Annotated in this window: 24 protein-coding genes; 9 read left to right on the forward strand and 15 right to left on the reverse strand. The window is 71.3% G+C overall.

Annotated elements, in window-relative coordinates; translation table 11 throughout:
* The first annotated feature begins 3 nt into the window (after positions 1-3).
* The 3 genes from STRBO_RS0129740 (at position 4) to STRBO_RS0129750 (ending at position 3845) form a co-directional block, all read left to right on the forward strand.
* Positions 4-798: a thiazole synthase gene (locus tag STRBO_RS0129740; RefSeq protein WP_005478263.1), complete on the forward strand. Its 795-nt coding sequence runs from the start codon at positions 4-6 to the stop codon at positions 796-798.
* Positions 799-960: 162 nt separating this feature from the next.
* Positions 961-2877, forward strand: a complete 1917-nt coding sequence (gene pknB / locus STRBO_RS0129745) for a Stk1 family PASTA domain-containing Ser/Thr kinase (protein WP_005478265.1) — start codon at positions 961-963, stop codon at positions 2875-2877.
* 59 nt (positions 2878-2936) lie between these two features.
* Positions 2937-3845 carry a deoxyribonuclease IV gene (locus tag STRBO_RS0129750; protein WP_005478266.1) on the forward strand — a complete coding sequence of 303 codons (909 nt, stop codon included), beginning with the start codon at positions 2937-2939 and terminating at the stop codon, positions 3843-3845.
* A 25-nt stretch (positions 3846-3870) separates the two neighbouring features.
* On the opposite strand, the gene STRBO_RS0129755 is transcribed toward STRBO_RS0129750, so the two are convergent.
* Positions 3871-4518 (reverse strand): sulfite oxidase-like oxidoreductase, encoded by a 648-nt coding sequence (locus STRBO_RS0129755; protein WP_005478268.1) that lies wholly within the window; start codon positions 4516-4518, stop codon positions 3871-3873.
* Between the two features lie 175 nt (positions 4519-4693).
* On the opposite strand from STRBO_RS0129755, the gene bfr reads away from it, so the two are divergent.
* Complete coding sequence (bfr, locus tag STRBO_RS0129760; protein WP_005478270.1) at positions 4694-5173, forward strand: bacterioferritin; 480 nt, start codon at positions 4694-4696, stop codon at positions 5171-5173.
* A gap of 33 nt (positions 5174-5206) precedes the next feature.
* On the opposite strand, the gene STRBO_RS0129765 is transcribed toward bfr, so the two are convergent.
* The 3 genes from STRBO_RS0129765 to STRBO_RS0129775 all read right to left on the reverse strand — a co-directional run bounded on the left by STRBO_RS0129765 (position 5207) and on the right by STRBO_RS0129775 (position 7564).
* Complete coding sequence (locus tag STRBO_RS0129765; RefSeq protein ID WP_005478272.1) at positions 5207-5440, reverse strand: (2Fe-2S)-binding protein; 234 nt, start codon at positions 5438-5440, stop codon at positions 5207-5209.
* Positions 5441-5604: 164 nt separating this feature from the next.
* Complete coding sequence (locus STRBO_RS0129770) at positions 5605-6954, reverse strand: class II 3-deoxy-7-phosphoheptulonate synthase (protein ID WP_028796916.1); 1350 nt, start codon at positions 6952-6954, stop codon at positions 5605-5607.
* A gap of 127 nt (positions 6955-7081) precedes the next feature.
* Positions 7082-7564, reverse strand: coding sequence for a hypothetical protein (locus tag STRBO_RS0129775; protein ID WP_005478275.1), 483 nt, complete (start codon positions 7562-7564; stop codon positions 7082-7084).
* 51 nt (positions 7565-7615) lie between these two features.
* On the opposite strand from STRBO_RS0129775, the gene STRBO_RS46095 reads away from it, so the two are divergent.
* On the forward strand, positions 7616-7672 hold the full coding sequence (locus STRBO_RS46095) for a trp operon leader peptide (protein ID WP_076973970.1): 57 nt from the start codon (positions 7616-7618) through the stop codon (positions 7670-7672).
* A 116-nt stretch (positions 7673-7788) separates the two neighbouring features.
* The gene (locus STRBO_RS0129780; protein ID WP_005478276.1) at positions 7789-9666 is read left to right on the forward strand and encodes a phenazine-specific anthranilate synthase component I; all 1878 of its coding nucleotides are present in this window, start codon (positions 7789-7791) and stop codon (positions 9664-9666) included.
* Between the two features lie 189 nt (positions 9667-9855).
* On the opposite strand, the gene STRBO_RS0129785 is transcribed toward STRBO_RS0129780, so the two are convergent.
* From STRBO_RS0129785 to STRBO_RS0129800, 4 genes are all read right to left on the reverse strand, one after another.
* Positions 9856-10884: a 6-phosphofructokinase gene (locus tag STRBO_RS0129785; RefSeq protein ID WP_020115266.1), complete on the reverse strand. Its 1029-nt coding sequence runs from the start codon at positions 10882-10884 to the stop codon at positions 9856-9858.
* Between the two features lie 165 nt (positions 10885-11049).
* A complete protein-coding gene (locus STRBO_RS0129790; protein ID WP_028796917.1) occupies positions 11050-11697 on the reverse strand; it encodes a response regulator in 648 nt (215 codons plus the stop codon).
* 89 nt (positions 11698-11786) lie between these two features.
* Positions 11787-13028, reverse strand: coding sequence for a MacS family sensor histidine kinase (gene macS, locus STRBO_RS0129795; RefSeq protein ID WP_028796918.1), 1242 nt, complete (start codon positions 13026-13028; stop codon positions 11787-11789).
* Positions 13029-13099: 71 nt separating this feature from the next.
* Positions 13100-13915, reverse strand: coding sequence for a lysophospholipid acyltransferase family protein (locus STRBO_RS0129800; RefSeq protein ID WP_020665630.1), 816 nt, complete (start codon positions 13913-13915; stop codon positions 13100-13102).
* Positions 13916-14111: 196 nt separating this feature from the next.
* On the opposite strand from STRBO_RS0129800, the gene STRBO_RS0129805 reads away from it, so the two are divergent.
* Positions 14112-14981 (forward strand): alpha/beta hydrolase, encoded by an 870-nt coding sequence (locus STRBO_RS0129805; RefSeq protein ID WP_005478281.1) that lies wholly within the window; start codon positions 14112-14114, stop codon positions 14979-14981.
* Positions 14974-15687 (forward strand): hypothetical protein, encoded by a 714-nt coding sequence (locus STRBO_RS0129810; protein WP_005478282.1) that lies wholly within the window; start codon positions 14974-14976, stop codon positions 15685-15687. The genes STRBO_RS0129805 and STRBO_RS0129810 overlap by 8 nt, the downstream gene beginning before the upstream one ends.
* 116 nt (positions 15688-15803) lie before the next feature.
* Here STRBO_RS0129810 and STRBO_RS0129815 read toward each other — a convergent pair whose 3' ends face one another.
* The 6 genes from STRBO_RS0129815 to STRBO_RS0129840 form a co-directional block, all read right to left on the reverse strand.
* Complete coding sequence (locus tag STRBO_RS0129815) at positions 15804-16553, reverse strand: endonuclease/exonuclease/phosphatase family protein (RefSeq protein WP_028796919.1); 750 nt, start codon at positions 16551-16553, stop codon at positions 15804-15806.
* A 151-nt stretch (positions 16554-16704) separates the two neighbouring features.
* Positions 16705-17658 (reverse strand): ROK family glucokinase, encoded by a 954-nt coding sequence (locus tag STRBO_RS0129820; protein ID WP_005478285.1) that lies wholly within the window; start codon positions 17656-17658, stop codon positions 16705-16707.
* Positions 17659-17751: 93 nt separating this feature from the next.
* Positions 17752-18273 (reverse strand): DUF5304 domain-containing protein, encoded by a 522-nt coding sequence (locus tag STRBO_RS0129825; protein WP_005478286.1) that lies wholly within the window; start codon positions 18271-18273, stop codon positions 17752-17754.
* A gap of 57 nt (positions 18274-18330) precedes the next feature.
* Positions 18331-19518, reverse strand: coding sequence for an ArsA family ATPase (locus STRBO_RS0129830; protein WP_005478287.1), 1188 nt, complete (start codon positions 19516-19518; stop codon positions 18331-18333).
* 117 nt (positions 19519-19635) lie between these two features.
* Positions 19636-20076, reverse strand: a complete 441-nt coding sequence (locus tag STRBO_RS0129835; RefSeq protein ID WP_005478288.1) for an SRPBCC family protein — start codon at positions 20074-20076, stop codon at positions 19636-19638.
* 83 nt (positions 20077-20159) lie between these two features.
* Positions 20160-20915, reverse strand: coding sequence for a metallophosphoesterase family protein (locus STRBO_RS0129840; RefSeq protein WP_005478289.1), 756 nt, complete (start codon positions 20913-20915; stop codon positions 20160-20162).
* A 353-nt stretch (positions 20916-21268) separates the two neighbouring features.
* On the opposite strand from STRBO_RS0129840, the gene STRBO_RS0129845 reads away from it, so the two are divergent.
* A complete protein-coding gene (locus tag STRBO_RS0129845) occupies positions 21269-23065 on the forward strand; it encodes an AMP-dependent synthetase/ligase (protein WP_028796920.1) in 1797 nt (598 codons plus the stop codon).
* 16 nt (positions 23066-23081) lie between these two features.
* On the opposite strand, the gene STRBO_RS0129850 is transcribed toward STRBO_RS0129845, so the two are convergent.
* Entirely contained in the window at positions 23082-24719 is a 1638-nt protein-coding gene (locus tag STRBO_RS0129850; protein WP_483414623.1) for a GMC oxidoreductase, read from the reverse strand.
* Positions 24720-24752 lie beyond the last annotated feature (33 nt).

Raw genomic sequence — 24752 nt, forward strand, 5'->3', positions numbered from 1 at the left:
CCCATGGCAGACGACCCCTTCGTCCTCGGCGGTACGACCTACTCGTCCCGCCTGATCATGGGCACCGGCGGAGCGGCCGGCCTGGACGTGCTGGAGCGGGCGCTGGTGGCCTCCGGCACGGAGCTGACGACGGTGGCGATGCGCCGCGTGAACGCGTCCGTGCACGGCTCGGTGCTGTCCGTGCTCGACCGGCTCGGCATTCGTGTGCTGCCCAACACGGCCGGCTGTTTCACGGCGGGCGAGGCCGTGCTGACGGCCCGCCTCGCGCGCGAGGCGCTCGGTACGTCGCTGGTCAAGCTGGAGGTCGTCGCCGACGAGCGCACCCTCCTGCCCGACCCCGTCGAACTGCTCGACGCCGCCGAGACGCTCGTCGACGACGGGTTCACCGTGCTGCCCTACACGAACGACGATCCGGTGCTCGCGCGGAAGCTCCAGGACGTGGGCTGTGCCGCGATCATGCCGCTCGGTTCGCCCATCGGGTCGGGGCTCGGCATCCGCAACCCGCACAACTTCCAGCTGATCGTGGAGCACGCGCGTGTGCCGGTGATCCTCGACGCGGGCGCGGGGACGGCCTCGGACGTCGCCCTCGCGATGGAGCTGGGGTGCGCCGGGGTGATGCTCGCCTCCGCCGTGACCCGGGCCCAGGAGCCGGTCCTGATGGCCGAGGGCATGCGGCACGCGGTGGAGGCGGGCCGGCTGGCGTACCGGGCGGGCCGTATCCCGCGTCGGCACTTCGCGCAGGCGTCGTCACCGGTCGAGGGGCTGGCGCGGCTGGATCCGGAGCGTCCCGCTTTCTGAGTCGGATCTCACGCCATCAGACCCTCACTCGAACAGCCGAACGAGTTCGGTCGCGCGGCCGCCTGTCACAGCCCCAGGACCCGGGTCACAGCTCTGCTGCAGTACGGCCCCGGAGCCCCGCCGCCCCTGGGCCCGTCGGCGGCGGCTCGTAGACTCACCTGCGTGGACACGACCCTTCAGGACCCGCTTGTCGGCCAGGTGCTCGACGGCCGGTATCGAGTCGAGGCGCGGATCGCGGTCGGCGGGATGGCCACGGTCTACCGGACCGTGGACACCCGCCTCGACCGCGTGCTCGCACTCAAGGTGATGCATCCGACGCTGGCCGCGGACCGGACGTTCGTCGAGCGTTTCATCCGCGAGGCCAAGTCGGTGGCACGGCTGTCCCACCCGAACGTGGTGGGGGTCTACGACCAGGGCACGGACGGCTCGTACGTCTATCTCGCGATGGAGTACGTGGCCGGCTGCACCCTGCGCGACGTGCTGCGCGACCGTGGGGCCCTGCAGCCCCGGGCGGCGCTGGACATCCTGGAGCCGGTGCTCGCCGCGCTCGGCGCCGCGCACCGCGCCGGGTTCGTGCACCGGGACATGAAGCCGGAGAACGTGCTGATAGGGGACGACGGCCGGGTCAAGGTCGCCGACTTCGGGCTCGTACGGGCCGTGGACACCGTCACCAGCACCACCGGCAGCGTCCTCGGCACCGTCTCCTACCTCGCCCCCGAGCAGCTGGAGCACGGCACGACCGACGCCCGCGTCGATGTCTACGCGTGCGGTGTGACGCTCTACGAGATGCTCACCGGCGGCAAACCGCACGCCGGGGACTCCCCCGCGCAGGTGCTGTACCACGCGCTGCACGACGACGTGCCGCCGCCGTCGGCCGCCGTGCCGGGGCTGTCGTACGAGCTGGACGCGCTGGTCGCCTCCGCGACCGCGCGCAATCCGCAGCTGCGGCCCTACGACGCCGTCGCGCTGCTCGCGCAGACGCTCCAGGCGCGGGCCGCGCTGAGCGAGGAGCAGCTGGACGCGGTGCCGCCGCAGGCGATAGCCGGCGGCCATGACAACGCGGAGGACCGGACGAGCGTGATTCCGCGCTCGCTGGCCGTGTCGCGGTCCGTGGGGCTCGACCCCCACCCGGTCGACCGCACGAGCCGCTTCCGGTCGCCCCCGCCGCCCTCCCGGCGCACACGGGCCGTCCCCGGTTCCCGGCGCGGGCTGCTGGCGGCCGTCGTGGCGGTGCTGCTCGTCCTCGGCGTGGGCGGCGGCATCTGGTACATCAACTCGGGCCAGTTCACACAGGTCCCGGCGGTGTTGCAGCAGAGCGAGGCGGACGCCACGAAGCGGCTGGAGGGCGCGGGGCTGGACGTCGACGTGAAGGAGGCGTACAGCGACACGGTCGAGCGCGGCAAGGTGATCGGCACCGACCCGGCCCCCGGGGAGCGGATCCGGGACAACGACTCCGTGACGGTGACGATCTCCAGGGGCCCGGAGACCGTGAAGGTGCCCGAGACGACGGGCCTCCGGCTCGACCTCGCGAAGGACCGGCTGAAGGGCGACGGTCTCGAACCGGGCCTGGTGAACAGGGAGTTCAGCGACGAGGTCGTCCGGGGCCAGGTGATCCGCACGCAGCCGGACTCCGGCACCGAGGTCTCCGCGGGCACGGCCGTCCGGATCGTGGTCAGCCGGGGCGCCCCGGTGCAGGTGCCCGAGCTGGGCGGCGCCTCGGTCGAGGACGCCAGAACCCAGCTGGAGGAGGCCGGCCTCAAGGTGAAGATCGCCTCGCGGCGGGTCAACTCCGAGTACGACAAGGGTCTGGTGGCCGAGCTGTCGCCGGGCGTGGGCAAGCAGGTCGGCACGGGCGACACCGTCACCCTGACGCTCTCCAAGGGCCCCGTGCTGGTCGAGGTCCCCGACGTCGTGGGCGAGAACGTCGACGAGGCCACGCGTCGGCTGGAGGCCGCCGGCTTCCAGGTCGAGGAGGACCGGGGCATCCTCGGCTTCTTCGCCGACGAGGTGAAGGGCCAGTCGGTCGACGGCGGCGACACGGCGCCCAAGGGCTCGAAGATCACGATCGAGATCGGCTGACGGGGCGGCCGCCGGAGCCGCCGGCCGGGCGCCGTCGGCCGCATGACACCCTGGGTGCCGTGAGCACCCAGCAGTCCCCCGGCCTTCCCGACCTCCCCCGCCTTCCCGGCCCGTCCCGGAACCCCGTCGGCGGGCATGTCCCGGTCGCCGGTGGCCTGAACTCCGTCGGGCTGGCGTACGCACGTGATCTACGGGCCGAGACGGTCCAGGTCTTCGTGGCCAATCCGCGCGGCTGGGCGACTCCGACCGGCAACCCCCGGCAGGACGAGGAGTTCCGGGCGGCCTGCGCCGAGGAGTCGATCCCCGCGTACGTGCACGCGCCGTACCTGATCAACTTCGGGTCGCACACCGAGGCGACGGCGGAGAGGTCCGTGGAGTCGATGCGGCACTCGCTGCGGCGGGGCCGGGAGATCGGCGCGCTGGGGGTCGTCGTGCACACCGGGAGCGCGACGGGCGGGCGGGACCGGTCGGTGGCGCTGAAGCAGGTGCGTGAGTATCTGCTGCCGCTGCTGGACGAGTTGACCCACGACGACGACCCGTGTCTGCTCCTGGAGTCGACGGCGGGCCAGGGATCCTCGCTGTGCTCGCGCACCTGGGACTTCGGGCCGTACTTCGAGGCGCTGGACGCCCATCCGAAGCTGGGCGTGTGCCTGGACACCTGCCACATCTTCGCGGCGGGGCACGACCTGACCGGGCCGGACGGGATGCACCGGACCCTGGACCTGCTGGTGGAGACCGTCGGCGAGGGCCGGCTGAAGCTGATCCACGCCAACGACTCCAAGGACGTGGTCGGTGCCCACAAGGACCGCCACGAGAACATCGGCTCCGGTCACATCGGCGAGGACCCGTTCCGCGCGCTGATGACCCACCCCGCCACCGAGGGCGTCCCCCTGATCATCGAGACCCCCGGGGGCAAGGAGGGGCACGCGGCGGACGTGGAGCGCCTGAAGAAGCTCCGGGACGGCTGACGCACCCGGGCCCGGGCACGCCGCGTCAGAGTTCGGGGCCCTCCCCGGGCTCCTCCTGGTAGGAGTAGCGCTGCTCCTGCCAGGGATCGCCGATGTTGTGGTAGCCGCGCTCCTCCCAGAAGCCGCGGCGGTCGGCGGTCATGTACTCGATGCCGCGGACCCACTTGGGGCCCTTCCAGGCATAAAGGTGGGGGACGACGAGGCGGAGCGGGAAGCCGTGTTCGGCGGTGAGGAGTTCGCCGTCCTTGTGGGTGGCGAAGATCGTGCGGTCGTCGGCGAAGTCGGCGAGGCGGAGGTTGGAACTGAAGCCGTACTCGGCCCACACCATCACATGGGTGACCTCGGGGGCGGGCGGCGCGGTCGCGAGGATCGTGCGGGCCGGGATGCCGCCCCATTCCGCGCCGACCATGCTGAACTTCGTCACGCAGTGCAGGTCGGCGACGACCGAGGCGTACGGCAGGGCGGTGAACTCGTCGTGGTTCCAGCAGTGCTTCTCACCGTCGGCGGTGGCGCCGAAGACCCGGAAGTCCCAGCGCTCGGGACGGAACTTGGGGACGGGCCCGTAGTGGGTGACCGGCCAGCCGCGCTGGAGCCGCTGTCCCGGCGGGAGCTGCGACGACGCCGCGTTCTCAGATGCGCGATCTCCTGATTCGCGTTCCACCGGCTGACCCATGACTCCATCCTGACAGACCTCGACCGGTGCACATGACCAGGGTCCACCCGACTCGGACATTTAGAGCTAAGGCTGTGCTTACTTACTAAGCTCGCACTTACTGGACGATCTTCGACTGCGGTGCAATCATCGCGGCGCAACCTCCCAGTTCCCCCGCTTGGAAGGAGCTTCTGCGATGCAGGGCGACCCCGAGGTCATCGAATTCCTCAACGAGCAGCTGACCGCGGAGCTCACCGCGATCAACCAGTACTTCCTGCACGCGAAGATGCAGGAGAACTTCGGCTGGACGAAGCTCGCGAAGTACACGCGTGCCGAGTCCTTCGACGAGATGAAGCACGCGGAGGTACTCACCGACCGGATCCTGTTCCTGGACGGGCTGCCGAACTACCAGCGACTGTTCCACGTCCGGGTGGGCCAGACGGTCAAGGAGATGTTCGAGGCGGACCGCCAGGTCGAGGTCGAGGCGATCGACCGCCTCAAGCGCGGCATCGAGGTGATGCGCAACAAGGGTGACATCACCTCGGCGAACATCTTCGAGTCGATCCTCGCGGACGAGGAGCACCACATCGACTACCTCGACACCCAGCTGGAACTTCTGGAGAAGCTGGGCGAGGCGCTCTACATCGCACAGCTGATCGAGCAGCCGGAGAGCTGAGCGGGCGCGGGCCGAGGGTGGGCCGGGCCTCGACTAGGCCGCTTCCTCGAGTTCGGCGTAGACCGCCGCCCCCTGCTCGACCGGCTCCGGGCGCGGGTACGCGCCCCTGCCGAGGAGCGCCTGGATCCGGCGTACGCACGACCCGCAGTCCGTGCCCGCCTTGCAGGCCGACGCGATCTGGCGGGGGGTGCAGGCGCCGTCCGCCGCATGTTTCCTGACCTGCTGCTCGGTGACACCGAAGCAACTGCACACGAACACGCGGTCCACCTCCCGCCGGGATCGAATACGAGGCGCCATCCCGATGATCGGTGAGGCTAACCTAACCTTACCCGGCGGGCCCGAAGCGCAAAAGTGGAGTGGGGCACGGATCGTATGTGATCCGCGCCCCACCTCGCGCTCCTGTAACAGGCGCATCCCCTGCTGATCAGCTACTAGTCCCGGTACAGCTCCGCGACGAGGAACGCCAGGTCCAGGGACTGGCTGCGGTTGAGCCGGGGGTCGCAGGCGGTCTCGTAGCGCTGGTGCAGGTCGTCGACGAAGATCTCGTCGCCGCCGCCCACGCACTCCGTGACGTCGTCGCCGGTCAGCTCCACGTGGATACCGCCCGGGTGGGTGCCGAGGCCCTTGTGGACCTCGAAGAAGCCCTTGACCTCGTCGAGCACGTCGTCGAAGCGGCGGGTCTTGTGGCCGGAGGCCGCCTCGTAGGTGTTGCCGTGCATCGGGTCGGTGATCCACGCGACCGTCGCACCCGAGGCGGTGACCTTCTCGACCAGCTCGGGCAGCTTGTCGCGGACCTTGTCCGCGCCCATGCGCACGATGAAGGTGAGCCGGCCGGGCTCGCGGTCCGGGTCGAGGCGCTCGATGTAGCGCAGGGCGTCCTCGGCCGTGGTCGTCGGGCCGAGCTTGATCCCGATCGGGTTGCGGATCTGCGAGGCGAACTCGATGTGCGCGTGGTCCAGCTGCCGGGTGCGCTCACCGATCCACACCATGTGCGCCGACACGTCGTAGAGACGGCCCGTGCGCGAGTCCACGCGGGTCAGCGCCGACTCGTAGTCGAGCAGCAGCGCCTCGTGCGAGGAGAAGAACTCGACGGTGCGGAACTCCTCCGGGTCGGTCCCGCAGGCGTGCATGAAGTTCAGCGCGTTGTCGATCTCGCGGGCGAGCTGCTCGTAGCGCTGGCCGGACGGGGACGACTTCACGAAGTCCTGGTTCCAGGCGTGCACCTGGCGCAGGTCGGCGTAGCCGCCGGTGGTGAAGGCGCGGACCAGGTTCAGCGTGGAGGCCGAGGCGTGGTACATCCGCTTCAGGCGCTCGGGGTCCGGGATGCGGGCGGCCTCGTTGAAGTCGAAGCCGTTGACCGAGTCGCCGCGGTAGGTCGGCAGGGTGACGCCGTCGCGGGTCTCGGTGCCCTTGGAGCGCGGCTTGGAGTACTGACCGGCGATACGGCCGACCTTCACGACCGGCACGGAGGCCGCGTACGTGAGGACCGCGCCCATCTGGAGCAGCGTCTTCAGCTTGTTGCGGATGTGGTCGGCCGACACGGCGTCGAAGGCCTCGGCGCAGTCGCCGCCCTGGAGGAGGAACGCCTCTCCCTTGGCGACGGACGCCATCCGGGCGCGCAGCTGGTCGCACTCGCCCGCGAAGACGAGCGGCGGATACGACTCGAGCTCCGCAACGACTGCGCGCAGAGCCTCGGTGTCGGGGTACTCGGGCTGCTGCGCCGCGGGAAGGTCTCGCCAGGTGTTGCCAGCGCTCGCGCTGGACTTAGCGTTCACGGTCACGACCTCCACATTACGGGGTCGTGTCGGGCGTCCATCCCCTTGCTCATCAAGTGAGACGAACCCCGCTCGATCGGGAGCGGGGTTCGTCGGACGGTCGGCCCGGCCGGTGACGGCGGTGCCGCCGGTGTCAGTGCAGGTTCATGACCGCGCTGTCGTCGAAGCCGACCGCGAAGACCGTCCTGAGCGACAGGTTGACGGCGGCGCTGTAGCCGTCACAGGCGTTCCGCTTCTCGTCGGGCTCCTCCACGGCCTCGAACTCGTGGGGGAAGCTCGCGCGCAGCGTCGTACCGGCGCAGATGTGCTCGGTCAGCCCCCACAGCTCCTCCACCGGGTCCGCGCCGAGCTTCGGCCAGTAGCTCAGGGCCTGGGGCGTGCCCACCGCCCAGTTGCCGTTGGCGTACACCTTCCCGTCGACCGTGCGGTTGCAGGCCGTGGTGGCCCGGGTGTCGCCCACCCAGGTGTGCGAGAAGACGGCGGGCTGGAGCGCGCAGCCCTTGTGGAAGGCGAAGTTCAGCAGTCCGGCGCCGTCGGTCCAGGTCATGCCGCCCTGCAGGCCCACATAGCGGGACGCGGCGTAGGCGTCCTGGATCACCGTTCTGCCGCCGGACACGTTCAGCAGCCTCGCATGAGTTCCGGGGAGATGTCGGGTAGGGTGCGGCGCATGTTCGCGCACTCGATCCAGAACTGGTGGTGGACCGCTCATCCGGCGGCCCACTGACTGCGCGTACGCAAGACTTCGCGAAGGCCGCCCGGGGGGCGGCCTTCGGCGTTTCCAGGGCCCGGCCGCTCCTCCCCGATCACCGCGAGACCGTGATCCCCAGGGAAGAGGAACCCATGGACCTGACCCGGCTGTTGTCCGACGACCGCCCGTTCGCGCTGCTGCGCCGCCGCACACCGGGCCTGCACGACCACGACACGGTGGAGCTGCTGATCGGTCCGGTGACCACCTGCGAGCGGCTCGCCGACCTGCCCGACGAGGGGCTGGCGCTCGTGCCCTTCCGGCAGATCCGGGAACGCGGCTTCGACGTCCGCGACGACGGCACACCCCTGTCCGTGCTGGTGCCCGAGGAGTCGTACGAGCTGCCGCTGGACCGGGTCCTCGCGGAGCTGCCCGCGCACGACGTCCGGGTCGAGGGCGGGGGCTTCGACGTGGACGACGAGGAGTACGCGCAGATCGTCGGCCGGGTCCTGCGCGAGGAGATCGGGCGGGGCGAGGGCGCGAACTTCGTGATCCGGCGGACCTACGAGGGCACGGTCCCGGGCTTCGGGCGGGCCGACGCGCTCGCGCTGTTCCGGCGCCTGTTGCGGGGCGAGCGGGGCGCGTACTGGACGTTCGTGGTGCACACCGGTGAGCGCACGCTGGTCGGCGCCAGCCCGGAGGTGCACGTACGGATGTCCGGCGGGACGGTCGTGATGAACCCGATCAGCGGGACCTACCGCTATCCGGCCGAGGGGCCGACACCGGAGGATCTGCTGGCCTTCCTCGCCGACGGCAAGGAGATCGAGGAGCTGTCGATGGTCGTCGACGAGGAGCTCAAGATGATGTGCACGGTCGGCGACATGGGCGGGGTCGTGGTCGGACCCCGGCTGAAGGAGATGGCCCACCTCGCGCACACCGAGTACGAGCTGCGCGGGCGGTCCTCGCTGGATGTGCGGGAGGTGCTGAAGGAGACGATGTTCGCCGCCACGGTCACCGGGTCGCCCGTGCAGAACGCGTGCCGGGTGATCGAGCGGTACGAGCCCGTCGGGCGGGACGGTGTCGGGCGCGGGTACTACGCGGGGGCGCTGGCGCTGCTGGGACGGGACTCGGGAGGGGCGCAGACCCTGGACTCGCCGATCCTGATCCGGACCGCCGACATCGCGGCGGACGGACGGCTGAAGGTGCCGGTGGGGGCCACGCTGGTCCGGGGGTCCGATCCGGCGGGCGAGGTCGCCGAGACCCACGCGAAGGCGGCGGGGGTGCTGGCCGCGCTGGGAGTGCGGCCGAGGCGGCCCGGCCCGGAACGGGTGGGGCCGGCGCTGGCGGACGACCCCCGGGTGCGGGCCGCGCTGGACGGGCGGCGGGGGGCTCTGGCGCCGTTCTGGCTGCGGATGCGGGAGCGGACGGCCGAGCTGACCGGGCACGCGCTGGTCGTGGACGCCGAGGACACGTTCACCGCGATGCTCGCGCACCTGCTCAGGTCCTCGGGGCTGGAGGTCACGGTACGGCGGTACGACGAGCCGGGGCTGCGGGAGGCCGTGCTCGCGCACGAGGGGGTGGTGGTCCTCGGGCCCGGCCCCGGGGATCCGGGCGACCTCGGCGACCCGAAGATGCGCTTCCTGCGGTCGCTGACCGCCGAGGTGCTGCGCGGGCATCGATACGGGGTGCTCGGGGTGTGCCTCGGGCACGAACTCATCGCGTCGGAGCTGGGGTTGGAGATCGTGCGCAAGGAGGTGCCCTACCAGGGGGCGCAGACCGCGATCGATCTCTTCGGCAGGGAGGAGACCGTGGGGTTCTACAACAGTTTCGTGGCCCGCTGCGACGACGGCACGGCCGGGGAGCTGGCGGCCCACGGGGTGGAGGTCAGCCGCAGCGGGAGCGGTGAGGTGCACGCGCTGCGCGGGGCCGGGTTCGCGGGAGTGCAGTTCCATCCGGAGTCGGTGCTGACGCTGGACGGGGTGAGTGTGGTGCGTCAGCTGGTGGCGGGGGTTCAGTCACTGCGGGCGGTATAGCGGTACAGGGGGCCGCGGGGTGGTGCGGGGTCGTGGGTCGGGTGCGGGGCGGGTGGGGGCATAGTCGCGCAGTTCCCCGCGCCCCTGAAAAGCAGGGGCTGGGGCTTCAAGGGGCGCGGGGAACTGCGCGAGAAGCCCCACCGGAGCCGCACCCGCCCACGAACCCGCGCCCCGCGCCACCGGGCGCCCTCAGCCGAAGAAGACCCCCACCTCCTCGTACAGCTTCGGATCCACCGTCTTCAGCCTGGCCGTCGCGTCGGCGATCGGGACGCGCACGATGTCCGTGCCGCGCAGGGCCACCATCTTGCCGAAGTCGCGGTCACGGACCGCGTCGATGGCGTGCAGGCCGAAGCGCGTGGCGAGCCAGCGGTCGAAGGCCGAGGGCGTGCCGCCGCGCTGGACGTGGCCGAGGACGGTCGTACGGGCCTCCTTGCCCGTACGCCTCTCGATCTCCTTGGCCAGCCATTCACCGACCCCGGAGAGCCGGACGTGGCCGAAGGAGTCGAGCGAGCCGTCCTTGAGGACCATCTCGCCGTCCTTGGGCATGGCCCCCTCCGCGACGACCACGATCGGCGCGTAGGAGGCCTTGAAACGGGACGTCACCCAGGCGCACACCTTGTCGACGTCGAAGCGCTGTTCGGGGATGAGGATGACGTTGGCGCCGCCGGCCAGGCCGGAGTGGATGGCGATCCAGCCGGCGTGCCGGCCCATCACCTCCACCACCAGCACGCGCATGTGCGACTCCGCGGTGGTGTGGAGGCGGTCGATGGCCTCCGTCGCGATGCCGACGGCGGTGTCGAAGCCGAAGGTGTAGTCCGTGGCCGAGAGGTCGTTGTCGATGGTCTTGGGGACGCCCACGCACGGCACCCCGTACTCGTCGGACAGCCGCGCGGCCACCCCGAGCGTGTCCTCGCCGCCGATGGCGATGAGCGCGTCGACCTCCTGCTTGGCGAGGTTGTCCTTGATACGGCGGATGCCGTTCTCCTGCTGGAGCGGGTTGGTGCGCGAGGAGCCGAGGATGGTGCCGCCGCGGGGCAGGATGCCGCGGACGGCGGGGATGTCGAGGCGGACGGTGTCGTTCTCCAGCGGCCCCCGCCAGCCGTCCCGGAAGCCGACGAAGTCGTAGCCGTACTCCTGCACGCCCTTGCGCACGACGCCCCGGATGACGGCGTTGAGCCCGGGGCAGTCGCCGCCTCCGGTGAGTACTCCGACGCGCATGGAAAAGTCCCTTCGCCGCGGTTGCCTGGTGAGGGTCACGCTAATAGTGATCCAGGTCACTTCGACATGCGCGGGAAGGTCAATTCCGGCGAATTGCTGTTGATAGAGGGTGAGTTGATCGAAGTTGATCAAATCGCCTTCACCCTATGGGGTGATTCATGACGTTTACACGTCGTCGAGCCCGCGCTCTATGGCATAGCGGACCAGTTCCACCCGGTTGTGGAGCTGGAGCTTGCCGAGGGTGTTCTGCACATGGTTCTGGACGGTGCGGTGGGAGATGACGAGGCGCTCGGCGATCTGCTTGTAGCTCAGCCCTTTGGCGACGAGCCGGAGCACCTCGGTCTCGCGGTCGGTCAGCTGCGGCGCCTTGGGCTCGTCGGCGCCCGGCGCGGGGGCGGGCTCGGAGGCGAGACGGCGGTACTCGCCGAGGACCAGGCCCGCGAGACCGGGGGTGAAGACCGGATCGCCGACCGCGGTACGGCGTACGGCGTCGACCAGCTCCTCCGTCGAGGCCGACTTCAGCAGGTAACCCGTCGCGCCGGACTTCACCGCTTCCAGGACGTCCGCGTGCTCCCCGCTCGCCGACAGGACCAGCACCCGCAACGCCGGGTTCGCGCCGACCAGTTCCTTGCAGACCTGCGCCCCCGGCTTCGCGGGCAGGTTCAGGTCCAGGACGAGGACGTCCGGTGCGACGGCTCCGGCGCGCCGCACCGCCTGCTCGCCGTCGCCCGCCGTGGCGACCACGTCGAAGCCGGACTCGGCCAGGTCACGGGCGACGGCGTCGCGCCACATGGGGTGGTCGTCGACCACCATGACCCGGATCGGGCCGCCCCCGCCGGACGGTGCGCCCACGTCCACCGGCCCGCCGCCGCGCACACTCTCTTCGCTCTCCACGCGCTCCGTCACCGCTTCTCCGCCTTCCCCCGTACGCCCTTGGGCCGTTCCGCGGCCCTGGGCACCTTCAGTTCCACTTCGGTGCCCTGTCCGGGCACCGAGATCAGTTCGGCCGTGCCGCCTATGTCGCGCAGCCGTCCCCGGATGGAGAGGGCCACGCCGAGCCGGCCCTCGCCCTCGGCCTGGGCGAGCCGGCCGTCGGGGATGCCGGGGCCGTCGTCCCGTACGGTCACGACGATCTCGTCCGGCCAGTCCTCGACCAGGATCCAGGCCCGTGCCCCGTCGCCCGCGTGCGCGCGCACATTGTCCAGGGCGGCGCCCACGGCCGCCGCCAGCTCCCGCGCGGCCGCCGGGGGCAGCGGCACCGGTCCGCCGGGCTCCGAGAAGGTGACCGTCGCGCTCGCGTACGGGGCGAGAAGGGCCCGCAGATCCATCGGGCCGGCGTCGGCGTCGGGGTCCGGCTCGTCCACCACCCGTACGAGCGCTCCCCGGGCCGCGTCCTCGGAGATCCGGGAGACGGGGACCAGGCCGCCGGAGACCAGGGTGCGCAACGCGACCTCCTGCTCGCCCGCCATGCGCCCCAGCTCGGCCGCCTCGCCGCCGAGGGCGGTGCCCCGCCGCTGGACCATGGCGAGGACCTGCAGGACGCCGTCGTGGATGTCCCGGGCGAGGCGTTCCCGTTCACGGGTGGCGGCCTCGATCTCCAGGGCGCGGGCGAGGGTGCGCTCGGAGGCGCGGGCCACCTCGACGACGTACCCGATGGCGATCGAGGCGACCCAGACCAGGAGCACGTTGTGGACGGTGTCGCGGGTGGGTGCGCCGCGGTGGATCAGGTTGGCGGCGGCGATGAGCGTGGAGGCGAAGGCGGCCCAGCGCCAGCCGCCCTTGATGGCGAAGGCCAGCACGGCGCCGGCGGTCCATATGGACGGCAGGGTGGGGCCGCCGGCCTCGACCCGGGCGGCCGAGTCGGCGAGCCGGGTGAGCAGGATGCCGACGATGGCGATGGTGAGGTCGGCCGCGAGGAACCGCTTGGTGCAGCCGGCCGCGCTCGCCACCTTCGGCAGGGTCAGCAGCGTCCAGGCGACCAGCACCGCGAGGTAGGCGATGGCCGGCCACGGACGGGGGAACTTGTCGTACGCGCTGAGGAAGAGGCCGACGGCGTAGACCGCCGTCAGGACCCGGTAGCCGGTGAGCGCACGCCACAGCGGCTGCTCGACCGACATGCGCATGACTCGTTCGCGCTCAGGCATATCCCCCACCCACCCACCGGACCCCACGACGATCGCGTCCGGGAACGCGACCGTACCCGGGAAAGCGGCCGTTACGAAGCCGGCCGGTCCCGGTCGGCCCGGGTGTCCTCCGCCCGTCCCCGCTGTTCCCCGGCCGGCCGGTCCTTGGCCGCCTTTTCCTTCTCGGCCTTGACCAGGGCCGCCCTGGCGGCCTTGTCGGCCTCCCTCTCGGCCTTCGCCGCCTCCGCGATCTGCCGCTTGGCGGCGGTCGCGTAGATGTCCACGTACTCCTGGCCCGAGAGCTTCATGATCTCGTACATGACCTCGTCGGTCAGCGCCCGCAGCACGAAGCGGTCGTGCTCCATGCCCTGGTAGCGGCTGAAGTCGAGGGGCTTGCCGATCCGGATGCCGGGGCGCATCACCTTCGGCAGGACCTTGCCCGGCGGCTGGATCTTCTCCGTGTCGATCATGGCGACGGGGATGACGGGCGCGCCGGTGGCGAGGGCCACCCGCGCCAGGCCGCCGGGCTTGCCCCGGTAGAGGCGGCCGTCGGGCGAGCGGGTGCCCTCGGGGTAGATGCCGAACAGCTCGCCGCTCTCGATGACCTGTACACCGCTGTTGATGGCGGCCTCACCCGCGCCCCGCGCCCCGGAACGGTCCACCGGGAGCTGGCCGACCCCCTTGAAGAAGGCGGCCGTCAGCTTGCCCTTGACCCCGGGGGTGGTGAAGTACTCCGCCTTCGCGATGAAGGTGACCTTGCGGTCGAGGACCGCGGGGAGGAAGAAGGAGTCCGAGAAGGAGAGGTGGTTGCTCGCGAGGATCGCCGCGCCCTCGGGCGGAATGTTCTCCAGACCCTCCACCCAGGGCCGGAAAGTGACCTTGAGCGGTCCCCCGATAGCGACCTTCATCGCGCCGTACAACACCCGAGTGCCTCTCTCTGTTCTGAGGATCAGACCTTAACCCGGACGCCAGGAGAACGGTCCTACGCCCCTGGCCGGTGTCGGCCACCACCGGGCGAAGCCCCTGGTCGGTGTCGGAGCGGTCGCGTACGGTGAACCACATCCGCACTCATTCACACCTTTCTCACGAACAGGAGACCGAACCGTGCCGGTCCTTCCTGGAGCCGAGCCGTATCACCACGAGGGCGGGGAGGTCGGAGTACTCCTCTGTCACGGGTTCACCGGGTCCCCGCAGTCGATGCGCCCCTGGGCGGAATATCTCGCCGCGCGGGGGCTGACCGTCGCGCTGCCCCTGCTGCCGGGACACGGCACCCGCTGGGAGGACCTCCGTCCGACCGGCTGGCAGGACTGGTACGCGGAGGTGGACCGCGAGCTGCGGGCCCTGCGCGAGCGCTGTGCGCACGTCTTCGTCGCGGGGCTGTCCATGGGCGGCGCGCTGGCGCTGCGGCTGGCAGCCAAGCACGGGGACGCGGTCGACGGCGTGGTGGTCGTCAACCCGGCGAACAAGGTGCACGGCCCGGCCGCGCACGCCCTCCCCCTGCTGCGGCACTTCGTCCCCACCACCAAGGGGATCACCAGCGACATCGCGAAGGAGGGCGTCGAGGAGGTGGGGTACAGCCATGTGCCGCTCCACGCGGCGCACTCGCTGCGCAGTTTCCTGCGTCTCGTCGACGGCGAACTGCCCCAGGTGACCCAGCCGTTGCTGCTGCTGCACAGCCCGCGGGACCATGTGGTGCCGCCCGTCGACTCCGAGCGCGTCCTCGGCCGGGTGTCGTCCACGGACGTCACGGAGATCCTGCTGGAACAGAGCCACCATGTCGCGACGTTGGACCACGATGCGGGCCGGATCTTCGAGGAGAGCCTCGCGTTCGTCACCCGGCTCGTGACGGAGTCCGGGGCGGCGCGGGTGAAGGAGTCCGACGCGGAATCCGTACAGCAGTCTGACTCGGGATCCGCGGGACAGACCGGTCCGGGATCCTTGGAGCAGAGGGAAGGGACGGCCACTGGTGGCTGAGCACGACTCCGAGCGTGAGCCGGAGGAGAAGGGAGCGCCTCTCGGCGCCTCGCCCGGCGACACCCCGGGCGGCTCCTCGGGCGGCTCCGCGGGCGCCTCGTCCGGCGAACCGCCGGGCGGGTCCGCCGGTGAGGAGCAGCACGTGCCGTTCGACGAGGACGCCGCGTGGCGGGCCATCGTGGCCGGGTTCGGCACCGAGCCCCCGGACCCGCCGGGCACCAAGCCGTTCCGGTCGGTGGAGGATCTCGCCCTGCTGGAGGCCGAGCCGGAGGACGCCGAGGACAAGTCCCCCGACGCCGCGGACGCCGCCGGCCCCGCCGCCCCCAGGCCGCTGGGCAGCTCGGTGGCGTTCGCACCCGGCGTCGGCGCGGGCCCGCGCGACTACAGCGTGCCCGACCCGGTCGGCGAGGACCCGGGCGACCCGGACTCCGACGACGAGGACGAGGACGGGGACGGGGAGGGCCACTTCGTGCCGCCCGAGCCGCCCCCGCTGCCGGAGGCCGACGCGACCGCCAAGTTCGCCTGGCTGGGGGTGATCGGCGGCCCGGTTCTGCTGCTGCTCGCCGTCCTGCTCGGCTGGGAGATGACCTGGTGGCTCACCACCCTCGGCATCGGCGGCTTCCTCGGCGGTTTCGCCACCCTGGTGATGCGGATGAACGCCGACGACGAAGGGGACGACGATCCCGGCCGGGGCGCGGTCGTCTGACCCCGCGGCCGGCGTCGTACGAGGGCCCGTCCGGGAGTGTTCCGGGCGGGCCCTCGACGGTGCCGCGGACGGAGCCGAGGCGGAGGCCGGGTCGCGGCAGTCCCCGCCGCCCCCGGCTAGGGCTCGGCGGGGACCCGGAGGGCGGCCAGGACCGGCAGGTGGTCCGTGGCCGTCCTGAGATCGTCCTCGCTGATGCCGGGGTGGTCGAGGGGGACGCCACAGCCGAGGACCTCGATGCCGGGGGTGGCCAGGATCGCGTCGATGCGCTGGTGGGGGTCGGTGGGCGTGGAGCTGTACTCGCCGCCCCAGGGGGTGGTGGTCCAGCAGTCCTGGAGTTCTCCGGCGAGGCGGCGGAAGGTACGGCCGTCCGGTCGCTCGTTGAGGTCGCCGCCCGCGACCGCGTGCGTCACACCGAGGGCGGCCAGCCGGTCCAGGAGCAGGCCGCCCTGTTCGTACCGCTCGTCCTTCTGCAGGGAGAGGTGGCAGGACAGGACGCCGAGCCGGGCGCGGCCGAAGCGGACCACCGCCGTGGCGAAGCCGCGTCGGTGCAGGCCGGGGGTGAGGGGCAGGAGCACGTCGTCGGTCTGTTCGACGGTGGCGCGCAGGCTGCACAGCAGCGCGGGGCCGGAGGCGGTGGCGCCGCCGGAGAGGGTGACCAGCTGGGAGGCCGCGGCGAGCCTGGCGAGTTTCTTGCGCCAGCGGAAGAAACGGGGCGCCTCCTGGACGAGGACCAGGTCGGGGGCGCAGGCGGTGATCACCCGGGCGAGGGCGTCGGTGTCGTCCCGCATCGAGCGGATGTTGTAGCTGAGGACGCGGATGATCGCCGAACCGTCGGGGTCCGTGCGGGAGTTGGGCAGCGGCGTCATGTGGATCAATGTACGCCCAAGGACTCGGGTGCATTTGTCCTTGTGCGGGTGCCGGTGGGGCGTGTTTCCCGGGCCACGCGCCGGGCGTACGCCGATACGCCCCCGCGCCCCCTGGAGAACCAGGACGGGGGCACGGGGGCGTACCTCTCGGCTACATGATCGGGTCGGGCTCTCTGGCCAGGTCCGCCGCGCCCACCAGGCCGGCGTCGTTGCCCAGTTGGGCGGCGATGACCTCGGCCACGGGGCGCCAGTTGCCGCCCACGAGCCAGCGCTTGTAGGACTTGCGAATCGGGTCGAGGACCAGTTCGCCCTCGTCCGACAGGCCGCCGCCCACGATGAACGCGGAGGGGTCGAAGAGGGAGGCGAGGTCGGCGAGGCCGGCGCCGGCCCAGCGGGCGAGTTCGCGGTAGGAGTCGACGGCGACGGGGTCGCCCTGCCGGGCGGCCATGGAGATGTGCTTGCCCTCGATGCCGTCGGGCGTGCCGTCGCCGAGGCCGAGGAGGAGCTCGGCGTTCTCGGGAGTGGCGTTGGCGCGCTGCGCGGCGTAGCGGACAAGCGCCCGGCCCGACGCGTACTGCTCCCAGCAGCCCTGCGAGCCGCAGCCGCACTGCAGCCCGTCGGGAACCATGCGGATGTGGCCGAACTCGGCGGCGACGCCGTAGTGGCCGCGGCGCAGCTTGTTGCCGATGATGATGCCGCCGCCGAGGCCGGTGCCGAGGGTGATGCAGATGACGTTGCGATGGCCCTTGCCGGCGCCGAACTTGTACTCGCCCCACGCGGCGGCGTTGGCGTCGTTCTCCACGACGACCGGCAGGCCCACACGGGCCTCGACCTTCTCCTTGAGCGGCTCGTTGCGCCAGTCGATGTTGGGGGCGAAGTAGACCATCGACCGCTCCCGGTTGACGTAACCGGCCGCGCCGATGCCGACACCGACGATCTCGTGTCCGGCTCGCGCGCCCTCGACGGCGGCGGCGATGGCGTCCACGATCCCCTCGGGCGTGCCCGGGGTCGGCACCTTGTGGGTCGAGAGGATGTTGCCTTCCTCGTCGACCACACCGGCCGCGATCTTGGTTCCGCCGATGTCGACGCCGATGGTGAGTCCCATGAATCCCTCAGTTTCGGTCGAGCCCCGCTACGGCCAACCGTACCCGAGGCCCCGCCCCCGCAGTCCCGGCGTCCGCCGGGCGGACGCCGGGCGTCAGTCCAGGTCGATCCGCTCTCCGGGGCCCGGTTCGTCGCCCTGGCCACGGCCTTCCCGGTGGGAGGCGTCCCGGCTCGTCCAGCGGCGCTCCTGGGCCTCGACGGCGGAGCGGTACGCGGCGAGCAGTTCGCCGCCCGCGGAGGCGAGGTGGTCGAAGACGTCCGGGTTGCGTTCGATGACCGGTTCGACGGCGGCCTTGGCCTGCCGGACGACCTGGCTGACCATCTGCTGGGCCGCTCCGCCGGCGACCGCGCCGAGCAACGGCGACTGCAGCCCGGACAGTTTCTCCGCGACGGTGTCGACCAGCTTGCGCAGTTCCTCGGCGGCCGAGCCCGGCGGCGGACCGTACTTCGCCCGGCGGCGGGCCTTCTCCGCGGCGAGGTCCTCCTCGCACGCGGTCGCCCAGGCGTCGGAGTCGGTCGCGCGCACCCGGTCGGTCGTGCGGTCCTGCTCGGCCGACCGCTCCTCCTCGGCCGCGTCCTGACGACCGGCGTCGGACGTGGGGCGCTCTTCGCTCATGGCGGGCTCCTGCCTACGGTTCGTACCTTCGACGTTACCCGAACGGGGGTATGCGGTTCACCGTGTCCGGGGCCACAACAGCGGGTCCGGCGCGAATCGGATCCTCAGTTCGCCGTCGCGCAGGGCCGCGCCGTCGACCGTGCAGCGGCGCAGTGCCGACGGGAGCGGAACGATACGGCGGAACTGCCCCACCGTGACGACCAACTCGTCGCCGCGCCGGAGGAGATCCAGCTCGTCCCGTATCGCCCCGGGCAGCGGGATGTGCCACACGAACACGCCCTCGTCCCCGAGGTTGTCGGTGACGGCCCACTCGACGCGCGCGGGGACGTCACCCGTACCGGGGACCCCGAGGGCGTCGAGGTCGTCGCCGCCGCGGGGGTCGTGGCCGAGGTGAGCGACGCGCCGCACGGAACGCGCCCCGCTCGGCGCGGGCGCCTCCTCCCACTCCTCCAGCGCCTTGCGCTGCTGGGAGACGAGGCCGGCGAGCCAGGTCTCGTGCGTGCCCTCGGGCAGCACACGGTTGGCGATCAGCATGTCGACGGGCAGGGCCCGCAGGGCGAGTCCGAGGCGCGCGAGGCGTACGTGGTCGGCGCCGGCCGGGCCCGGCTCGGCGACCAGCCGCACCGTCGTCCCCGGGTCCTCCACGATCGCCGCGACGGCGGCCAGCTCCACGTCCCACCGGCCGGCCGTCTCGTACAGCCACTCGGCGGGCATCGGCACTCCGGCGAGCCGTCCGAGGATCGGCCGCAGCGCGCGGGCCGCCTGCCGCTCGGGCGGGAGCAGCCGCCGCAGGTAGCGCCGCAGCTCCTCCGGGAGGGCGAGCAGCGCGAGTGCCTGGGGGGCGGGCGGCAGGTCGACGACGAGCAGGTCGTAGGCCTCCGACAGCGCGGCGTCGCGCAGCGCCCGCAGCAGGGCGAGTTCCTCGGCGCCGGGCAGGGGGGTGAGTTCCTCGGCGTCCAGCCGGGCGGCGCCGAGCATTCCGAGGACGGACGCGGCTCTGTCCTGGAAGGCGACGAGGTCCTCGCGGAACCCGGCCGCGGCGTCGGGCCGCCAAGCGGTGAGGTTCCGCGCGGCCCGGACGGGCTCGGGTCCGGTCGCCACGCCGAGCACCGCTCCGAGGGCGTCGACCCGGTCCGCGCTCAGCACGAGCGTCCGCGCGCCCTCACGGGCCGCCTCGACGGCCGTGGCCGCCGCGACCGTCGTACGGCCGCTGCCGCCTTGCCCGGTGATCAGGATGGTGCGCATGAGGGTGAACGGTAACCCAGCGCAAGGGTGCTCACCGACGCCGAGAGGGGGCCGGCCGGGCCGGCCCCTCTCGTCCGGCCGCGCGGACGCCCGCGGCCGGGACGGCGGCTCGGCGGTCTACGCCCCGGACTCGACCCGCTTCTTCAGGCCCGCCAGCGCCCGGTCGATGATGACCTTCTCCGCCTTGCGCTTGATCATCCCGAGCATCGGGATCTTGACGTCGACGGTCAGCTGGTAGGTCACCTCGGTCACCGAGTCGCCGACCGGCTTCAGGAGGTAGGAGCCGTCGAGCGAGCGCAGCATCTGGGACTTGACCAGCGTCCAGGAGACCTCGTTCGCGCCGGCCCAGGTGTACGCCAGCGTCTGGTCGTCCTTGATCGCGCCCGCGTCCATGACGAGCCGGACCTGCTCGGCGCGGCCCTGGCCGTCGGTCTCCAGCACCTGCGCCTCCTTCACCTCGCCCGTCCAGTCGGGGTAGCGGGCGAAGTCGGCGATCACGCCCATGACGTCGACCGCCGCAGCCTCGATCGTGATGCTCGAACTGGTGAATTCCGCCATCGCCGTGGCTCCTCCAGAGACTGTCCGGTGAGGGAGGTGGGTGCGCACGTATGTGCAGCGTGAAGGCTACCGCCTGCCAAGGCTCACCATTCCAGCGCCCACGGCTTCCCGGTCCCCGCGAAGTGCCCCACGTTCACACACTCGGTGGTCCCGATCCGCATCCGCCGCGCCAGCGGCTGGTGGACGTGCCCGAACAGCGCGTACCGGGGACGGGTCCTGCGGATCGCGTCCAGCAGCGCCCGGCTCCCCCGCTCGAAGCGGCGTGCCACCGTGTCGTACACCAGCTCGGGAACCTCCGGCGGGATGTGCGTGCACAGCACGTCCACCTCCCCCACCGCCTCGATCTTGGCCGCGTACTCCTCGTCGCTGATCTCGTACGGCGTCCGCATCGGGGTGCGCAGCCCGCCGCCGACGAAGCCGAAGACCCGTCCGCCGATCTCCACGCGTTCGCCGTCCAGCACGGTCGTCCCCGGGCCGGCGTACTCGGGCCACAGCATCGGCATATCGACATTGCCGTAGGTGGCGTACGTCGGGACCGGGAACGCCGCGAACATCTCGGCGTACTGCTTGCGGACGGCCTCCTCGATCACGGCGGAGCGGTCCTCCTCGACACCCGCCCAGAGCCGGGCCCCGAGTTCGCGCGCCTCCTCGAAGCGGCGGGCGGTACGCAGTTCCACGAGCCGCGTGGCGTTCTCGGCGCCGAAGAGGTCGGGGAAGATGCCGCGGGAGTGGTCGGCGTAGTCGAGGAAGAGGACCAGGTCGCCCAGGCACACCAGGGCGTCCGCACCCTCACCCGCCCTGGCCAGGTCCGTCGCGTTGCCATGCACGTCGCTGACCACGTGAATGCGCGTCCTGTCTTTACCGCCCGGTGTGCGTGCCATGGCGATCAAGCGTAGGCGTGTGCGGCATACGTGAACAGAGCCGGTCGGACGTGCGGTTACTGGCCAGTCAGTAAGTTGGGGGATTATTCTGCTCGGGAGAACCCCACGTGTGACGCGAAGAACATCTCGCCCGGCCCCCCTCGCGTAGAGGCCATACCGACGGGTAACGTCCGGGCAGTCCAGTTGTGCTCAGGTTTTCAACCACCAGGAACGAAGAACAAAGGCGGACCTGAGCGCTCTCCCGCCCTTGGACCGCACCGTCGCAGCACACACAGAGTCGTGGCGCCGGCGCCCTATGAGGAGCAGCAGTCTTGCGCGAGTTCAGCCTTCCGGCTTTGTACGAGGTCCCGACGGACGGCAATCTGACGGACATCGTCCGTAGAAACGCCGCGCAGCACCCCGATGTCGCCGTCATCGCCCGCAAGGTGGACGGCGCCTGGCAGGACGTGAACGCCGTCCAGTTCCTGGCCGAGGTACGCACGGCGGCCAAGGGCCTCATCGCCTCCGGGGTCCAGGCGGGCGACCGGGTCGCGCTGATGTCCCGTACCCGCTACGAGTGGACCCTGCTGGACTTCGCGATCTGGACGGCCGGCGCGGTGACCGTGCCGGTGTACGAGACCAGCTCGCCGGAGCAGGTGCAGTGGATCCTCGCCGACTCGGGCGCGACCGCCATGATCACGGAGCTGGACGGGCACTCGGCGGCCGTCGAGTCGGTGCGCGAGGGGCTGCCGGCGCTGAAGCACGTGTGGCAGATCGAGGGCGGCGGGGTGGAGGAGCTGGGCCGCCTCGGCCAGGACGTCTCCGATCACGCCGTCGAGGAGCGCAGCTCGATCGCGAAGGCCGACGACCCGGCCACCATCGTCTACACCTCCGGCACCACGGGCCGCCCGAAGGGCTGCGTCCTGACCCACCGCAGCTTCTTCGCCGAGTGCGGGAACGTGGTGGAGCGGCTGCGGCCCCTGTTCCGTACGGGCGAGTGCTCGGTCCTGCTGTTCCTCCCGCTCGCGCACGTCTTCGGGCGGCTCGTGCAGGTCGCGCCGATGATGGCGCCGATCAAGCTGGGCACCGTACCGGACATCAAGAACCTCACCGACGAGCTGGCCTCCTTCCGGCCGACGCTGATCCTCGGCGTGCCGCGGGTCTTCGAGAAGGTCTACAACTCGGCGCGGGCCAAGGCGCAGGCGGACGGCAAGGGCAAGATCTTCGACAAGGCCGCGGACACCGCGATCGCGTACAGCAGGGCGCTGGACACCCCGTCGGGTCCGGCCCTCGGTCTGAAGATCAAGCACAAGGTGTTCGACCGGCTCGTCTACAGCAAGCTGCGGGCGGTGCTCGGCGGCAAGGGCGAGTTCGCGATCTCCGGCGGCGCCCCGCTGGGTGAGCGCCTCGGCCACTTCTTCCGCGGCATCGGCTTCACGGTGCTGGAGGGCTACGGCCTCACCGAGTCCTGTGCGGCGACCGCGTTCAACCCCTGGGACCGCCAGAAGATCGGTACGGTCGGGCAGCCGCTGCCGGGTTCCGTCGTCCGGATCGCGGACGACGGGGAGGTGCTGCTGCACGGCGAGCACCTGTTCCAGGGGTACTGGAACAACCCGGGCGCGACGAAGGAGGCGCTGGCCGACGGCTGGTTCCACACCGGCGACATCGGCACCCTCGACGAGGACGGCTATCTCAGCATCACGGGCCGCAAGAAGGAGATCATCGTCACCGCGGGCGGCAAGAACGTCGCCCCGGCCGTGATCGAGGACCGGATCCGGGCGCACGCCCTGGTCGCGGAGTGCATGGTGGTGGGCGACGGGCGGCCCTTCGTGGGCGCGCTGGTCACCATCGACGAGGAGTTCCTGGGCCGTTGGGCCACCGAGCACGGCAAGCCCGCGGGCTCCACCGCGGCGTCGCTGAGCGCGGACGCCGATCTGAACGCGGCCGTGCAGGCCGCGATCGACGACGGCAACGCCGCGGTGTCGAAGGCGGAATCGGTGCGGAAGTTCCGCATTCTGTCCTCCCAGTTCACGGAGGAGTCGGGCCACCTGACGCCGTCCCTGAAGCTCAAGCGCAACGTGGTGGCGAAGGACTACGCGGACGAGATCGAGGCGATCTATCAGAAGTAGTCACACACGTACGAGGCTATGGCGCGGTGTCCTCCACGAGGATCCGCGCCATCGTGCGTTCGGCGAGCGCGGTGATCGTGACGAACGGGTTCACCCCGATCGAGCCGGGCACCAGCGAGCCGTCGGTGATGTAGAGCTTCGAATACCCCTTCACCCTTGCGTAGTCGTCGGTCGCCCTGCCGAGCACGCAGCCGCCCAGCGGGTGGTACGTGAAGTCGTCGGCGAACACCTTGTTGGACGAGCCGAACAGGTCGTACCGGTACATCGTGGAGTTGGCGGAGTTGATCCGGTCGAAGAGTTTCTTGGCCATGGACGAGGAGACCGCGCTCTGGGCGGCGCTCCAGCCGAGCTTCGCCGAGTCGCTCGCGGCGTCGTAGGTGAAGGAGGCGCGCTCCGGGTTCTTGGTGATGGCGAGGTAGAGGCTGACCCAGTGTTCGAGGCCGGTGGGCAGCGGGGCGATCTCGGCGAAGACGGGATTGGCGGTGTTGGCCCAGTCGTCGATGCCCATGACCGGCATGGTCGACTGGTTCGCGCCGACCGTGTCCCACAGGTGGTTGGCCCGGCCGAGCATCACGTTGCCGTTCGAGCCCCAGCCGGCGCCGACACTGGCGTGGAGCGCGGGGAGGGTCCCCTTCGCCCGGGCACGGACGAGGAGTTCGGTGGTGCCGACGCTGCCCGCGCCGAGGAACAGATAGGTGCAGCCGTACTCCTTGGTCTCGACGACGGCGCCCGTGTCGTCGATCCGGTCGACGGTGACGACGTACGTCCCGTCGCTCAGCCGGCGGATGCCCCGGGCCCGTTCCATGGTGTGGATGGTGACGTTGCCGGTGCCGAGGGCGGCGGCGAGGTAGGTCTTGTCGAGGCTCTTCTTTCCGTGGTTGTTGCCGTAGATGACCTCTCCGGCGAGGGCCGACTTCGGCGCGGTGCCGGCGGCCTCGCGCCGCATGTGGCCGAAGTCGTAGACGCTCGGCACGAAGGTGGTCCTCAGCCCCGCCTTCTCGGCGTGGGCCCGGGAGACCCGGCTGAAGCGGTACCACTCCGTGGACTCGAACCACGCGGGGTCGATGGTGTTGACACCGAGCATGGAGCGGGCGCGCGGGAAGTACGTGGAGTACATCTCGGCGGTGTCGACGGTCGGGAACTGTTCGGCGAAGTAGGACTGGAGCGGGGTGACGGCCATGCTGCCGTTGACCAGGGAACCGCCGCCGACCCCCCGGCCCAGGAAGACCGACATGTTGGCGTAGCGGACGCGGTCCAGGACGCCGGGGTAGCTGCTGATGTCCTGGTTGACGACGTCCAGCCAGAGGAAGGTGGCGAGCGGGGCCTCGGTCCGGGTCTTGAACCACATGGACCGCTCGTCCGGTTCCCTGGTCGAGCAGAAGATCTTGCCGTCGGCGCCGGGGGTGGTCCAGGCCCGGCCCATCTCCAGCACGAGGGTGCGGATGCCGGCCTGGCCGAGGCGGAGGGCGGCCACGGCGGCGCCGTAGCCGGAGCCGATGACGATCGCGGGGGCGTTGTCGACCGCGTCGGGCTCGGCCGCGCGGGCGGACTGCAGGCCGATACGGGTGAGGCCGAGGGTGGCCGCGGTCTGGAGCGCGGCCATACCCAGTATGTGACGTCTCGTCAGCTGACGCTGCATCAGTTTTGCTGTCATGTGCGCAGCATGTGCGGATTATCGGACTCCGAC

The organism is Streptomyces bottropensis ATCC 25435, assembly GCF_000383595.1.
Lineage (GTDB): Bacteria > Actinomycetota > Actinomycetes > Streptomycetales > Streptomycetaceae > Streptomyces > Streptomyces bottropensis.

Excerpts from the sequence above, each read along its gene's own strand:
- STRBO_RS0129740 (WP_005478263.1), top strand. The coding sequence starts at position 4 with ATGGCAGACGACCCCTTCGTCCTCGGCGGTACGACCTACTCGTCCCGC.
- STRBO_RS0129755 (WP_005478268.1), bottom strand. The coding sequence starts at position 4,518 with ATGGGTCAGCCGGTGGAACGCGAATCAGGAGATCGCGCATCTGAGAAC.
- bfr (WP_005478270.1), top strand. The coding sequence starts at position 4,694 with ATGCAGGGCGACCCCGAGGTCATCGAATTCCTCAACGAGCAGCTGACC.
- STRBO_RS0129780 (WP_005478276.1), top strand. The coding sequence starts at position 7,789 with ATGGACCTGACCCGGCTGTTGTCCGACGACCGCCCGTTCGCGCTGCTG.
- STRBO_RS0129785 (WP_020115266.1), bottom strand. The coding sequence starts at position 10,884 with ATGCGCGTCGGAGTACTCACCGGAGGCGGCGACTGCCCCGGGCTCAAC.
- STRBO_RS0129790 (WP_028796917.1), bottom strand. The coding sequence starts at position 11,697 with ATGGTGGTCGACGACCACCCCATGTGGCGCGACGCCGTCGCCCGTGAC.
- macS (WP_028796918.1), bottom strand. The coding sequence starts at position 13,028 with ATGCCTGAGCGCGAACGAGTCATGCGCATGTCGGTCGAGCAGCCGCTG.
- STRBO_RS0129800 (WP_020665630.1), bottom strand. The coding sequence starts at position 13,915 with ATGAAGGTCGCTATCGGGGGACCGCTCAAGGTCACTTTCCGGCCCTGG.
- STRBO_RS0129815 (WP_028796919.1), bottom strand. The coding sequence starts at position 16,553 with ATGACGCCGCTGCCCAACTCCCGCACGGACCCCGACGGTTCGGCGATC.
- STRBO_RS0129820 (WP_005478285.1), bottom strand. The coding sequence starts at position 17,658 with ATGGGACTCACCATCGGCGTCGACATCGGCGGAACCAAGATCGCGGCC.
- STRBO_RS0129825 (WP_005478286.1), bottom strand. The coding sequence starts at position 18,273 with ATGAGCGAAGAGCGCCCCACGTCCGACGCCGGTCGTCAGGACGCGGCC.
- STRBO_RS0129830 (WP_005478287.1), bottom strand. The coding sequence starts at position 19,518 with ATGCGCACCATCCTGATCACCGGGCAAGGCGGCAGCGGCCGTACGACG.
- STRBO_RS0129835 (WP_005478288.1), bottom strand. The coding sequence starts at position 20,076 with ATGGCGGAATTCACCAGTTCGAGCATCACGATCGAGGCTGCGGCGGTC.
- STRBO_RS0129850 (WP_483414623.1), bottom strand. The coding sequence starts at position 24,719 with ATGACAGCAAAACTGATGCAGCGTCAGCTGACGAGACGTCACATACTG.